The 13,710-nt window shown below is 45.5% G+C and carries 12 protein-coding genes; 11 read left to right on the forward strand and 1 reads right to left on the reverse strand.

Annotation, left to right across the window (positions count from 1 at the left end; all coding sequences use genetic code 11):
• The first annotated feature begins 246 nt into the window (after window positions 1-246).
• From NE638_RS02835 to spoIVA, 4 genes are all read left to right on the forward strand, one after another.
• On the forward strand, window positions 247-726 hold the full coding sequence (locus tag NE638_RS02835; protein WP_015525285.1) for a complex I 24 kDa subunit family protein: 480 nt from the start codon (window positions 247-249) through the stop codon (window positions 724-726).
• Complete coding sequence (locus NE638_RS02840) at window positions 723-2,594, forward strand: NADH-quinone oxidoreductase subunit NuoF (RefSeq protein ID WP_173745754.1); 1,872 nt, start codon at window positions 723-725, stop codon at window positions 2,592-2,594. The genes NE638_RS02835 and NE638_RS02840 overlap by 4 nt, the downstream gene beginning before the upstream one ends.
• 15 nt (window positions 2,595-2,609) lie before the next feature.
• Window positions 2,610-4,307 (forward strand): [FeFe] hydrogenase, group A, encoded by a 1,698-nt coding sequence (locus tag NE638_RS02845; RefSeq protein ID WP_015525283.1) that lies wholly within the window; start codon window positions 2,610-2,612, stop codon window positions 4,305-4,307.
• A gap of 145 nt (window positions 4,308-4,452) precedes the next feature.
• Complete coding sequence (gene spoIVA, locus NE638_RS02850; protein ID WP_022426914.1) at window positions 4,453-5,922, forward strand: stage IV sporulation protein A; 1,470 nt, start codon at window positions 4,453-4,455, stop codon at window positions 5,920-5,922.
• Between the two features lie 36 nt (window positions 5,923-5,958).
• Here spoIVA and NE638_RS02855 read toward each other — a convergent pair whose 3' ends face one another.
• Window positions 5,959-6,120, reverse strand: coding sequence for a hypothetical protein (locus NE638_RS02855; RefSeq protein WP_015525281.1), 162 nt, complete (start codon window positions 6,118-6,120; stop codon window positions 5,959-5,961).
• 140 nt (window positions 6,121-6,260) lie between these two features.
• On the opposite strand from NE638_RS02855, the gene NE638_RS02860 reads away from it, so the two are divergent.
• The 7 genes from NE638_RS02860 to NE638_RS02890 all read left to right on the forward strand — a co-directional run bounded on the left by NE638_RS02860 (window position 6,261) and on the right by NE638_RS02890 (window position 13,572).
• Complete coding sequence (locus NE638_RS02860; protein ID WP_022426913.1) at window positions 6,261-7,091, forward strand: transglutaminase domain-containing protein; 831 nt, start codon at window positions 6,261-6,263, stop codon at window positions 7,089-7,091.
• A gap of 16 nt (window positions 7,092-7,107) precedes the next feature.
• Window positions 7,108-7,770, forward strand: coding sequence for a hypothetical protein (locus NE638_RS02865; protein ID WP_161209919.1), 663 nt, complete (start codon window positions 7,108-7,110; stop codon window positions 7,768-7,770).
• Window positions 7,771-7,902: 132 nt separating this feature from the next.
• Window positions 7,903-9,195 carry an MBOAT family O-acyltransferase gene (locus NE638_RS02870; RefSeq protein WP_330583975.1) on the forward strand — a complete coding sequence of 431 codons (1,293 nt, stop codon included), beginning with the start codon at window positions 7,903-7,905 and terminating at the stop codon, window positions 9,193-9,195.
• 15 nt (window positions 9,196-9,210) lie between these two features.
• Window positions 9,211-10,608: an alginate O-acetyltransferase AlgX-related protein gene (locus NE638_RS02875; protein ID WP_021653020.1), complete on the forward strand. Its 1,398-nt coding sequence runs from the start codon at window positions 9,211-9,213 to the stop codon at window positions 10,606-10,608.
• A 15-nt stretch (window positions 10,609-10,623) separates the two neighbouring features.
• Entirely contained in the window at window positions 10,624-11,613 is a 990-nt protein-coding gene (locus tag NE638_RS02880) for an SH3 domain-containing protein (protein WP_161209922.1), read from the forward strand.
• Window positions 11,614-11,641: 28 nt separating this feature from the next.
• Window positions 11,642-12,601, forward strand: coding sequence for a transglutaminase-like domain-containing protein (locus tag NE638_RS02885; protein ID WP_173745755.1), 960 nt, complete (start codon window positions 11,642-11,644; stop codon window positions 12,599-12,601).
• 146 nt (window positions 12,602-12,747) lie between these two features.
• On the forward strand, window positions 12,748-13,572 hold the full coding sequence (locus tag NE638_RS02890) for a S8 family peptidase (RefSeq protein ID WP_015525272.1): 825 nt from the start codon (window positions 12,748-12,750) through the stop codon (window positions 13,570-13,572).
• Window positions 13,573-13,710: the final 138 nt, after the last annotated feature.

Below are 13,710 nucleotides of genomic sequence, written 5' to 3' on the forward strand. Positions count from 1 at the left end.
AATTGAACATATTTTATGGAAAATAGATATAAAATCAGTAAGCCGTTGTAAACATTTCGATATATTCTGAAAAAAGCAAAAAAACTGCTTGTGAAAAATGACCATATAAGTTATAATTAAAGGCATGAAATAGTGCAAAATAATGATTTGCATAAATGCGCGGCACTGACAGAGTGTTAAAGCATTAACCTGTAGTGGAACAGGTTGATCAAGTGGAAAATCTATGAGAAACAAGGAGGGAACCGAATGTTAGACCAGACGTATTACAGAAAAACGGACGAGATCATCGAGCACTACGGCCGGAAAGCTGCATCACTGATTCCGATCATGCAGGATATTCAGGCTGAGTACCGTTATCTTCCGGGAGAGCTTCTTACTTATGTTGCGGAACAGATTGGTGTAAAAGAAGCGAAGGCGTACAGTGTAGCTACTTTCTATGAAAACTTTTCCTTTGAGCCGAAAGGCAAGTACATCATCAAGGTATGTGACGGTACTGCCTGTCATGTACGTAAGTCCATGCCTGTAAAGGAAGCAATGCTGAAGGAACTTGGACTGAGTCATAAGAAGCATACTACAGATGATATGATGTTTACCGTTGAGACAGTTTCCTGTCTTGGTGCCTGCGGACTTGCACCGACACTGACTGTAAATGATGAAGTTCACCCGAAGATGACTCCTGAGAAGGCTGTTGAGCTTTTAAATGAATTGAGAGGTGAGAGCGTATGAGTATAACCAGTATGGAAGATCTGAAAAACAAACAGGCTGAGGTTAAGAAGAATCTTGATGGCTATACCTGCCGTGTTCTCGTCTGTTCCGGTACCGGATGTATTGCTTCCGGTGCTCAGAAGATTTATGAAGAAATGTCAAGACTCTGTGAGGGAATCGAGGGTGTTGCGGTTGAGATGCAGAAGGATGTTCCTCATGTAGGAATCGTTAAGACCGGATGCCAGGGATTATGTGAACTTGGTCCTCTTATGAGAATTGAGCCCTATGATTATCAGTATGTACATGTTCAGGTAGACGACTGTCGCGAGATCGTAGAGAAGACCGTGATCTGCGGACTGCCTGTTGAGCGTCTGTTTTATCGTCATAATGATGAGGCCTGTCCACATCCCAGTGACATTCCGTTCCTGAACCAGCAGACAAGGATCGTTCTTGAGAACTGTGGCAAGATCGATGCAGAGTCCATTGATGAATATATTTCCGTAGGCGGATTTTCCGCTATGGCGAAGGCTTTCTTTGAGATGACCCCACAGGGTGTTATCGACGAGATCTCGAAGTCTGGTCTCCGCGGCCGTGGCGGTGCAGGCTTCCCTGCAGGCAAGAAATGGTCACAGGTTGCACGCCAGCCGGAAAAAGTCCGTTATGTAGTATGTAACGGTGATGAGGGTGACCCGGGAGCATTTATGGATGGTTCCGTAATGGAAGGTGATCCTTACAAGATGATCGAGGGTATGGTGATCGCTGCCTATGCAGTAGGTGCAGAAGATGGTTATATTTATGTGCGTGCCGAATATCCTCTTTCTGTACAGAGACTTCGAATGGCTATTGAGCAGGCAGAGTCCTATGGCCTTCTTGGTAATAATATCCTTGGTTCCGGTATTAATTTCCACTTACATATCAATCGCGGTGCCGGAGCGTTCGTATGTGGTGAAGGTTCTGCCCTGACTGCTTCTATCGAAGGCAACAGAGGTATGCCTCGAGTAAAACCTCCGAGAACGGTTGAGCAGGGTCTGTGGGGTAAGCCTACCGTCCTCAATAACGTAGAGACCTACGCCAACGTACCGAAGATAATCCTTCAGGGTGCTGACTGGTTCCACACCATCGGTACAGAGGGAAGCCCTGGAACAAAGACTTTCTCACTTACCGGTTCCATTGAGAACACCGGTCTTATCGAGGTTCCAATGGGAACAAGCCTCCGTCATATCATTTATGACATCGGTGGTGGTCTTAAGAGTGGTGCTGCATTTAAGGGTGTACAGATCGGTGGTCCTTCCGGTGGATGTCTGATCGACGATCAGATCGATCATCCGCTTGATTTTGATTCTGTTAAGAAGCTGGATGCCATCATGGGTTCCGGTGGACTTGTTGTTATGGATGAGAATACCTGTATGGTAGAGGTTGCGCGTTTCTTCATGAGCTTTACACAGCGTGAGAGCTGTGGTAAATGTGTTCCCTGCCGTGAGGGTACCAAACGTATGCTTGAGATCCTGGAGAGAATCGTCGCAGGTAAGGGTGAGCTTTCCGATCTGGATGAGCTGGAAGAGCTTGCAAACATGGTTCAGAGCATGGCCCTGTGCGGACTCGGTAAGAGTGCACCGCTTCCGGTCATCAGTACTCTGAAGCGTTTCCGTGACGAATATGTAGAGCATATCGTAGATAAGAAATGTCGTGCGAAGGTCTGCACGGCGCTCCGTCAATTCCATATCAATCCTGAGTTCTGTATCGGCTGCGGCAAGTGTGCAAAGAACTGTCCGGCTGGTGCGATTTCAGGAAAGATCAAGCATCCACATGTAATCAACAACGACGTATGTATCAAATGCGGATCCTGTAAGGATAACTGTAACTTTGATGCGATTTATGTGGAAGCATAGAAGGGAGGATATCTTATGGGTACAATGACAATTGACGGAAGAAAAGTAGAATTTACCGACGAAAAAAATGTCCTGACAGTCATCAGGAATGCCGGTATCAATATCCCCACACTGTGCTATCATTCAGAGGTTTCCACATTTGGTGCCTGTCGTCTCTGTACAGTTGAGGATGACAGAGGTAAGACATTTGCCTCCTGTTCCGAGCAGCCGAGAGACGGAATGGTTATCTATACCAACTCCGGCCGTATTAAGAAATATCGTAAACTGATTGTGGAATTACTTCTTGCAGCACATTGCCGTGACTGTACAACCTGTGTAAAGAGCGGCGAATGTATCCTGCAGGAGCTGGCACATCGCCTTGGCGTGCGGGATATCCGTTTTGAAAATACAAGAGAACAGCACGAGATCGATGACAGTTCACCGTCCATCATCCGTGATCCGAACAAATGTATCCTCTGCGGCAACTGTGTACGTGCCTGCGAGGAACTTCAGGGAATCGGAGCTCTTGGATTCGCATTCCGTGGAACAGAGGCCATGGTCATGCCTGCATTCAATAAAAAGATTGCTGAGACACAGTGTGTAAACTGTGGTCAGTGCCGTGTTTACTGTCCGACAGGAGCCATCTCCATTCGTACACATATGGATGAGGTTTGGGATGCACTTGCGGACAAGGATACCCGTGTGGTTGCCCAGATTGCGCCGGCAGTCCGTGTAGCAGTTGGTGATCACTACGGCCTCACAAAGGGCAGGAGCGTTATGGGCAAGATCGTCAACGCACTCCACAGAATGGGCTTTGATGAAGTATACGATACCACATTCAGCGCCGATCTTACTATTATGGAAGAGACCAAGGAGTTCCTAAACAGAGTGGAGAAGGGTGAGAATCTTCCGCTTCTGACTTCCTGCTGTCCTGCATGGGTGAAGTTCATCACAGATCAGTATAAGGAATATGTTCCGAACATTTCTACCTGCCGTTCCCCACAGGGAATGATGTCTGCGGTTATCAAGGAATACTTCCGTGATCCGGAGCATGCAGCAGGCAAGAAGACCGTTATGGTTTCCATTATGCCATGTACAGCCAAGAAGGCAGAGGCAATCCGCCCCAACAGCTTTACCGATGGCGAGCAGGATACCGATATCGTTATCACAACCACAGAGCTTCTCCGCATGATCGATAACTTTGGTCTTGATTTTGCAACACTGGATCCGGAAGCATGCGATATGCCGTTTGGATTTGGTTCCGGCGGTGGCGTTATCTTCGGTGTTACCGGTGGTGTTACCGAGGCAGTTCTTCGAAGACTGAGCCCGGATCACAGCAAGGAAGCCATGCATGAGATTGCAGAGTGCGGTGTTCGTGGTGAAGAGGGAATCAAGGAATTTACCGTACCGTACAAGGGAATGGATATCAATGTATGCGTAGCCAGTGGCCTTGCAAATGCAAGAACCGTTATGGAACGTGTAAAGAACGGCGAGGCAAACTATCATCTGATCGAGGTTATGGCATGCCGCCGTGGATGTATCATGGGTGGTGGTCAGCCGACCAGATCCGGTGACAGGACCAAGGCAGCCAGAGCAAGAGGTCTGTACAATGCAGACAATACCATGATCATCAAGAAATCCGATGAGAACCCACTGGTTCTGGAGCTTTATGAGGGACTCCTCAAAGGCAAAGAGCATCATCTGCTTCACAATGAGTTCTATATCAAAGACTGATATGAGGAATACAAAGAGCTGCTGTTCCCGGTGAACAGCAGCATATAAGAAGCCTTCCGGGCATATACTGTGGTATGCGGGAACTGTCTTTTTTAAGACGTTTCCCGGAACTTACAGGCCAGTATATGCAGGGAGGCTTTTTTATATGGAAAACTTTCAGGTTTACCGTGATATCCAGGCGCGGACGGGCGGGGATATCTACATAGGGGTTGTGGGACCGGTCCGTACAGGAAAATCCACATTCATCCGGAGATTTATGGAGCTGATAGCACTGCCATCGATCAGCGAGGGAAAAAGAGCAGAACTTCAGGATGAACTGCCATTAAGCGGTGCCGGAAAAATGATCACCACCGTAGAACCCAAATTTATTCCAAAAGAAGCAGTGGAAGTATCCATAGGGGAAAACCAGAAAATCCGGGTAAAACTCATTGACTGTGTAGGCTTTCTGGTAAAGGATGCATCCGGAAATGTGGAAGAAGGCAGGGAGCGGATGGTCAAAACTCCCTGGCAGGAAAAAGCAATCCCGTTCCATGATGCAGCCCGCATTGGAACGGAAAAAGTGATCAGCCAGCATTCCACCATTGGGATTGTAGTCACAACAGACGGAAGTTTCGGGGAGATTCCCAGAGAAAATTTTATCCCGGCAGAGGAACAGACCATAAAAGAGCTGAAAGTCCAGGGAAAACCCTTTCTGATCCTGGTAAACTCCCAGACTCCCTACAGTGAGGAAACCGGAAAAACTGTAAAACATCTGGAAGAGAAATTTGGAGTATCCGTTCTGGCAGTCAACTGTGAACAGCTTCGAAAAGAGGATGTGACCAGAATCCTGGAGAAGATCCTTTATGAATTCCCGGTCAGTGAGATAGAGCTTTTTGTTCCCAGATGGGTGGAGATGCTTTCTCCGGAACATGAGGTAAAGGCGGCTCTGTTAAATGAGATTCGGGAAAAGATGACCAGACTTACTCATGTGCGTGATGTAAGCAGAGAATCAGTATATCTGGAAAGTCCATATGTGGAAGATACATTGCTTGAGCAGGTCAGTCTTTCCGATGGAAAAGTCCGTATCCGGATCGCAGTAAAAGACATTTATTATTATCAGATGCTCAGTGAAATGAGCGGGATATCCATGGAAAGCGAATATGAACTGATCCAGACCATAAAAGAGCTTGCCGGTATGAAGGAACAATTTGTAAAAGTCCAGGCTGCCCTGGAAGCGGTAAAAGGAACGGGGTATGGGGTTGTGGTGCCTGAGCTTTCCGAGATCACTATTGAGGAACCTGAGGTGATCCGTCAGGGAAATAAATTCGGAGTAAAGATCCGGTCAAAAAGTCCGTCCATTCATATGATCCGGGCGGGAATCGAAACGGAGATCGCTCCGATCGTTGGTACAGAACAGCAGGCGGAGGACCTGATAAAGTATATCAGAGAAAGCCCGGAGCGAGGGGAAAGTATCTGGGAGACCAATATTTTCGGAAAATCCATCCAGCAGCTGGTGGAAGACGGAATCCGGAACAAGCTGGCCATGATCAGCGAAGAAAGTCAGGTGAAGCTTCAGGATACTATGAAGAAGATCGTAAATGACAGCAAAGGCGGACTGGTGTGTATCATCATATGAATGGAGAATAGAATTGCAAAGCAAAAAGGACGTTCTTCAGCAGACGTCCTTTTTTTGATGTTGTTTTTTCCATTCTGCGATAAACTGAAGCTGTTCCTGGTCAGATAGTTCCTGGGAAGCGGCGTCATTTCCTGCAGCGGCACAGCAGAAAAGAACAAAGATCTGGAGTCCGAAGAATACAAGAAAAAAGAGAAGCATAGAAAAACCTCCTTTATTTTTCAGATATGTTAAGTATTGGAGGAGATAATGTATTTTATACATTATATTGCAAGAAAATCAGAGCAATGCTATAATTATCACCGGGTATGAAGATTTTTAAAACAGGAGGAAAAGAAACCATGAAAAAGAGAAGATTCGCACAGCTTGTTCTCATGATTACGATGCTGTTTTGCCTGACATTTGGCACAGTGTGTGCGCAGGCGGCAACAACAGCAACCACAACAACCGCAAAAGCAGCTGTTAAAAATGGCTGGAAAAAAGAGGGCGGTCAGTATTATTACTACATCAAAGGTAAAAAAGTTACCAACAAATTAAAAAAGATCAATGGTGCGATATATTATTTAGGCTCGAATGGTGCAAGAAAGACCGGATGGTATACAGTAAAATCCGGAAATACCTACAAAACCATGCAGTTTGCTTCCAACGGAAAATACACTGGGAAATCCAAAAAAGCAAATGCAGAACTGATCAAGATGACAGATTCAGTGCTTCGCAGCCAGAAGATTTCTGCAAGTCTGACTACAACTGCGCAGAAAAAAACGGCTCTTCAGAAATTGTTTAACTATTCCAAAAAATACGGATATATGAGAATGAAGGGCTTTGACGGAAAACCTTTGCAGTTTACAAAAGGTAAAAGCCAGATGTTTGCATATCTGACCATGGGAATGGAAAAAGGAAACTGCTACGGTGTTGCATCAGCCTTTGCAGTACAGGCTAAACGTGCAACAGGACTTCCGGTCCGTGTATGCTGGGGAAAAAGTAATGTATTTAATAAAAATAAATGGCAGCCACATGGATGGACAGAGATCAAGATTGGAAATACCTGGTATACATTTGATGCAAATGCAGCAGGAAACAAATCCAGAAAAGATGTTAAATATTATATGCAGAAATCTTCATCCATGAAAAAATACTATAAAACTGAAGGAAAAGAAGATATCGTTCTCTAAAGAACAGGAGCAGATCATGAAAAAGTGGACAAAGAAGATCCTGGCAGCAGTACTTTGTCTGATGATGCTCCAGATACCGGCAGCTGAACCGCTTATTGCGGTTCAGACTGTACAGGCAGCATCTACAGCCAAGGCAGCCAAGGTAAAAAACGGTCTCAAAAAAGAGGGCGGACAATACTACTATTATGTGAAGGGAAAAAAAGTAAAGAATACATGGAAAACCGTGACTGTCGCTAATAAGACTACCGGCAAAAAAATGACATACAGATACTATTTTTCCAACACCGGAAAGGCTTATAAAGGTGGAACATTCTTCGGGGAGAACTATCTCCTTGTAAAAAAGATCGGCGGGAAATACTATGGATTTAACCGGTATGCACAGATGGTAAAAGGCGTTTATTATTCCGCATATGGACAGTCCAGAGCCGGATTTTATGCTTTTAATACAAAAACCGGTGTATACGATGCCAGAACATCTTCAAGATTAAGGAAAGCATTTGTAAGAGAAAAGAGTTCTGCAGCACTGCGGAAAGCCCTTGGCAGACCTCTTCGTACCAGAAAGACAGATGGCTGTTATGGTGACGGACAGGAATATCTGTTGGAATACACAAGATTCTGGGTCAATACATACAAAGACAAAAAAGGGAAGGAAATCGTACTGGACGTGATCAGCAAATAAGATTCGCCAGACCGATAAATAAATAGAATTATGGTTTTCAGTTCAATGGTATTTCTGTGTGTATTTCTTCCGGCTGCTTTTTGTCTGCATCTCCTTTTACCTGGGATGCGGGCCAAAAATTTTTTGCTTGTAGTGGCAAGTCTGGTCTTTTATGCATACGGAGAACCGATTTATGTAATATTACTGGTTGCTTCATCGGCGGGCAACTATATTTTAGCGCGTCTGACAGGGGAATGTCCGAAGATCCGTAAGCTCACAATGACATTGGCTGTGGTGATAAATCTCGGTCTTCTTGTGATCTTTAAATATTCCGGATTTCTGGTGGAGACATTTAATTCTGTTACCGGTGCCGGAATTCCGGTTCCGCATGTCCGGATGCCGATCGGAATATCGTTTTTTACTTTTCAGGCACTTTCCTACGTGATCGATGTTTATCGGGGAGATGCTTCGGTTCAGAAGAATTTCGGAAAGGTGCTTCTGTATATCTCATTTTTCCCACAGCTGATCGCGGGACCTATCGTCAAGTATCATGATGTGGAGGCGGAGATCAATAATCGTAAGCAGACACCGGAGGAAATCGGAAAAGGAATCCGGCGTTTCATTGCAGGTTTGAGTAAAAAGATTCTTATCGCCAACACAATGGGACTTGTGGCGGATAATCTCTTTGGTGCGGCAGCAACCGGAATCACTGGTCCGGGTGCTTGGCTGGGCGCAGTTTCCTATATGCTGCAGATCTATTTTGATTTCAGCGGCTACAGTGATATGGCGCTGGGACTCGGAATGATGTTTGGATTTCATTTCCATGAGAATTTTGATTATCCTTATATTTCTGCCAGTATCCGTGAATTCTGGAGAAGATGGCATATGTCTCTTTCAGGATGGTTTAAGGAATATCTGTATATTCCGTTAGGGGGAAACCGCAGAGGGAAATTCCGTACAGTGGTCAATAAAATGATCGTTTTTGTGTGTACAGGTATCTGGCATGGTGCCTCCTTTAATTTTCTGTTCTGGGGAATTTATCATGGCTTTTTCCTGATGCTGGAAGAGTATATCCCATTTATCGGGAAAAAGGGCGGAAAACTCAAGAGCTTTTTTCAGCATGTCTATGCACTTCTGGTAGTTTGTGTTGGCTTTGTGTTTTTCCGTGCGGACACTATGAAGCAGGGATGCTTCTGGATCAGAGAAATGTTTACGGATTTTGGATGGAAGGCTTCCGCAATGAGCCTTACACTGCAGCAGCTGACACCGGTATATCTTGTAACGCTGGCAGCGGCACTGGTCGCAGCAGTTCCGGTAAACAGCATGCTGAAAAAGTATAAATGGTATGAAGGCTTTACCTATGTATTAAGTCTGGCTGGTTTTGCGCTTTGTGTATTGAGCCTTGCCGGCGGAACCTATAATCCGTTCATCTATTTTCGATTTTAAGAGGAGGCAGAAAACATGAAAAAATTGCAGGTGCTTTATATTACTGCATTTTTTGCAGCTTGTCTTGTGCCATCTCTGGGGATGGCGGTGACAAAGCAGGAAGCATCGTCTGAAAACCGAAGACTGGCTGAGTTTCCTGAACTGAAAAAAGAAAACGAGATCAATACCCGTTGGCTGCCGGAAGCAGGCGAATATTTTCAGGAACATTTTGCGTTTCGAAATGAGCTGGTAACGGCAAATGCCCTTCTGAACGGGAAGATTTTCGGAGTATCTACTGCAGATGGTGTGATCCAGGGAACCGATAACTGGCTTTATTATAAGGATTCGCTGGAGGATTATCTTGGAGAGGAGCTTCTTTCCGAGAGAAGCCTTTTTAATATTGCACATACACTGGCCATGATGCAGGAGACATTGAATGAAAAAGGCGTGCAGTTTCTTTTTACTGTGGCACCTAATAAAAACTCACTCTATGGAGAGAACATGCCGTACTATGACAGCCTGAAGGTATCATCGGACAAAAACCTTGTTAATCTTCAGAAATATCTCAGGCAGGAGCAGGTTTCTTACGGAGATCTGTATGAGACTCTTTCAGAAGAGAAAGAAGTTCTTTATCACAAAAGAGATTCACACTGGAACAACAAGGGTGCTGCAGTTGCGGCGGAAACATTGCTGTCTTCTCTGAAAAAGGAGCATGTTTCCTATAAGGAGGAACCCTATACTATAAAAACAGATTTCACAGGAGATCTGGATGAGATGCTGTATCCTCTTGCAACGACACCGGAAGAGGAAGTTTATTATGACAGACAGACAACATTTGCCTATGTGGGAGAAGTGGTAAGTAATTTTGATCCGAAGATCACAACGGTAAATCCTGTGAAGGAAGGAAGTCTGGTCATGTTCCGTGATTCTTTTGGTAATGCACTGCTTCCGTTTATGGCAGATGCTTATTCCAGTGCGTATTTTTCCAGAGGAGTACCTTACCAGATGAGTGAAGTGGATGAGAAGAATGCAGATACTGTGATCGTGGAACGGGCAGAGCGTTTTCTCCCGGAAATGGCACAGTCACCGCCGATCATGGAAGGACCGGAGTGTCAGGTGAATGTTACGGAAGAAGATACGGTTCCTGCCGGTGCCGGAGCAGTTCAGTGCGAGATCCAGGGAAATCTGGAAAAGATCACAGGTTGTATTGAAGAAAAATATCTGGATATAGACAGCAGGATTTATATAAGATTGAACCATGATAAGATTTATGAAGCATTTCCGATGGATGTTTCCACAGAAGATGGAAAAACGGACAGCAGCGGTTTTTGCTTATATCTGGACCGTTCACTTCTTGCAGCAGACGGAAATCAGATCGAAATTCTTACAGGCAACAAAGATTCAGCCCGTATAATAGGCGGACTGACACTATAAAGGAGGATATAAGAAATGAGAAAAAAAACAGTACAGGTGCTTTTAGGGGCAGCATTGATCGCAGCGATGTGTCTGGGGGCACCGACAGCTGCTTTTGCAGGCGAGACAACGACAAAGGAGGAAACCGCAGAGAAAACTGGCGATAAAGATTCCGCAGAAGAAAAAGAGACCGCAGAGGATTTTCAGATCGGAGAGCTTACAGTAAAAAATCAGAGCGGACTTGAGGTGAAATCCGCAGAGCTTCAGGATGCAAAAGAGGATGACAGCAAAAAGAAAGACTCCAAGGATGCGGCAGGTCAGGATCTAGTGATCACCATGAAAGATGGTACAGAGCATACCTTCCGGAATGTGACACCGGATGACTGGAAAGAACCTGTTTTTTATAATGAGTATGAGATCCTTTATATTTCCTACACGGATGAAAAAGGAAAATCTCAGGAAGCGCTGGAAGATGCGAAGGAGACTGAGCTGGAAGAAGCTGCCACTACCTATGCAAAATCCAATGTAAATATCCGTGAAAAAGCGGATACAAAATCAAAATCCCTGAAAGTAACATCTCTTGGAACCGAGTTCAAGGTAACCGGTGTATGCCCTGGATGGCTGAAGGTTGAAGGAGATGGTGTTAAGGGATATGCGGCACATACATACTTCACTTCCAATAAAGATGAGATCGACAAGCTGGTAGCAGAGCAGAAAGCAGCTGAAGAGAAAAAAGCGGCAGAGGCAAAAGCGGCATCAGACGCACAGGCGGCAGCAGAAGCGCAGGCAGCGGCGGACGCACAGGCAGCGGCAGACGCGCAGGCAGCAGCGGACGCACAGGCAGCGGCAGAGGCACAGGCAGCGGCAGACGCACAGGCAGCGGCAGAGGCACAGGCAGCAGCAGAGGCAGCAGCATCAGAACCTACCGAGGTTAGCCGTCAGGCCTATGATGACTGTGACGGAAGTGGCCATGGCTACTATGAGATCACCTATTCTGACGGAAGTGTGAGATACGAAGAGTATTGATCAGAATGAACGATAAGGAAAGATATGTATGAAAAGAGTAAAATTGTTTTTTATGGCGATGGTCATGCTTTTTGCGGTGCAGATCTGCACGGTTTCCGTAACCTGTGAGACGCAGGCAGCAACTACTACGGCAACTGTAAAGAAGAAAACCGGTCTCTACAGAGAAAAAGGAAAATATTACTACTACACCAAGGGCCGAAAGATCAGAAACCAATGGAAGACCGTAAAGGGAAAACGGTATTATTTCGGGCCTAAATATTATGCGTTAACTTACCATAACAAGATCGGTTCCAGGATCTATGTGTTTGATACTGCAGGACGCCTTTTGAACGGAAAGACGTCACGTATCGTAAATGTAGGAAAATATTCCTATTACGTAAATAAGTATGGAAATCCTTCAAAGGGTTGGCTGTGTCTTCCGGACAAAAATCTTTACTATGCGGATTCCTGGGGACGTTTTTACAAAAACCGTACGCTGGAGGGAATCCGGTTCAACGGGAAGGGACAGGCTGTAAAAAATGATATGCGCAGCCTGAAGCTGCATTGTATAGGTGTGGTCCAAAATATTACAAGAAGTGGAATGTCCAAAAGCCAGAAGCTGCAGGCGTGCTGGAGTTATGTGATAAATAATACCTATTATTCATCTGCCTATTATCCGGATTTAAATCAGAATGACTGGTGGAGAATGACTGCGTGGAGAACGCTTGCTACAGGAAAGGGAAATTGTTATGGCTATGCCTGTGCATTTGCCGCACTGGCAAGAGAGATCGGATATGATCCATATGTGGTATGTGGTCGTGTTCCGGGAACCAGAGATGGAGCCGGAGATGGCTTTACAAGACATAGCTGGGTGATCATAAACGGACTTCATTATGACCCGGAAGGACAGGCTAAGGGCTGGCATACCGGTGTTTATGGAAGCTACAGCTACGGAATGGACAATCAGATCCAGAAAACAGTTAATTTCCGTACAGGAAGAGGAAACTAAATAAAATATACAGCAAAGATCCCGGGGATTCAGATGTAAGATCCCGGGGTCTTTTTATATAAAACGAGTAGCGGGAAAGATGTCCGCAGAATAAGCTAAAGAAAGGTCAGCTGTCCGACGGGAGAGCTTTGGAAAGGTATAAAAGGATGTATACAGGAAAAGGGATAGGCGTGGCGGTTCTGGACACCGGTATTTTTCCTCATATAGATTTTGGCAGCCGTATTTCCGTGTTTCGTGATTTTACAGGAGTCAGACGCAGCCCATATGATGATAACGGACATGGGACTCATGTCAGCGGGATCCTTGCAGGGGACGGAACTGCATCAGGTGGAAAATATAAAGGGGCTGCACCTGGCTGCAGTATCGCTGCTCTGAAGGTTCTGGATCGTTTCGGGAACGGAAGCAGGGAGGATGTGATGCGGGCATTTCGGTGGATCATGGAGTTTGGAAGCATTTATCATATCCGTATCGTTAATATTTCAGTGGGAACAACATCCCGGGATCATAAGGAACAGACAGATCTTCTTGAAGGAGTGGAAAAACTTTGGGATCTGGGATTTGTGGTGGTAGCTGCAGCAGGAAATCAGGGACCGGGGGCCGGCACGGTAACAGCACCGGGAAGCAGCCGGAAGATCATTACCGTAGGCTCCAGTGATATGCTGAATGGCAGAAAGGCAGTTTCCGGAAGAGGCCCTACTTTTGACTGTGTGTGCAAACCGGATCTGGTAGCGCCGGGAAGCCAGGTCATTGCCTGTGCACCGGGACTGCCGTACTCATATGGGCTCAAAAGCGGAACCTCCATGTCGACGCCTCTGGTGTCAGGAGGGATCGCCTGCCTTCTGGAAAAAGATCCCCGGCTTTCTAATGTAGAGGTAAAGATGTTGTTAAGAGAAAATGCAGAAGATATGGGACTTCCCAGAAATCAGCAGGGATGGGGGAAATTTAACTGTGAAAAACTGTTGGCAGGCTGAATTATTATACAATTCTTATAAACATAGTGTGGTAAAGCACAAAAGCGTTGACGGAACCGGAAAATATGAGTACAATGTACAGTAAAAGTGCTGAAGAAAGATTCTAAAGGAAAGAGTACCTGGAATCCGAACAGGAGA

It is taken from the genome of Blautia sp. MSK.18.38 (genome assembly GCF_024460535.1).
GTDB classification, from domain to species: Bacteria; Bacillota; Clostridia; order Lachnospirales; family Lachnospiraceae; genus Blautia_A; species Blautia_A fusiformis.

What these genes read in the sequence shown, in the direction of transcription:
- NE638_RS02835 (WP_015525285.1), top strand. Translation starts at nt 247, where the DNA reads ATGTTAGACCAGACGTATTACAGAAAAACGGACGAGATCATCGAGCAC.
- NE638_RS02840 (WP_173745754.1), top strand. Translation starts at nt 723, where the DNA reads ATGAGTATAACCAGTATGGAAGATCTGAAAAACAAACAGGCTGAGGTT.
- NE638_RS02845 (WP_015525283.1), top strand. Translation starts at nt 2,610, where the DNA reads ATGGGTACAATGACAATTGACGGAAGAAAAGTAGAATTTACCGACGAA.
- spoIVA (WP_022426914.1), top strand. Translation starts at nt 4,453, where the DNA reads ATGGAAAACTTTCAGGTTTACCGTGATATCCAGGCGCGGACGGGCGGG.
- NE638_RS02855 (WP_015525281.1), bottom strand. Translation starts at nt 6,120, where the DNA reads ATGCTTCTCTTTTTTCTTGTATTCTTCGGACTCCAGATCTTTGTTCTT.
- NE638_RS02860 (WP_022426913.1), top strand. Translation starts at nt 6,261, where the DNA reads ATGAAAAAGAGAAGATTCGCACAGCTTGTTCTCATGATTACGATGCTG.
- NE638_RS02865 (WP_161209919.1), top strand. Translation starts at nt 7,108, where the DNA reads ATGAAAAAGTGGACAAAGAAGATCCTGGCAGCAGTACTTTGTCTGATG.
- NE638_RS02875 (WP_021653020.1), top strand. Translation starts at nt 9,211, where the DNA reads ATGAAAAAATTGCAGGTGCTTTATATTACTGCATTTTTTGCAGCTTGT.
- NE638_RS02880 (WP_161209922.1), top strand. Translation starts at nt 10,624, where the DNA reads ATGAGAAAAAAAACAGTACAGGTGCTTTTAGGGGCAGCATTGATCGCA.
- NE638_RS02885 (WP_173745755.1), top strand. Translation starts at nt 11,642, where the DNA reads ATGAAAAGAGTAAAATTGTTTTTTATGGCGATGGTCATGCTTTTTGCG.
- NE638_RS02890 (WP_015525272.1), top strand. Translation starts at nt 12,748, where the DNA reads ATGTATACAGGAAAAGGGATAGGCGTGGCGGTTCTGGACACCGGTATT.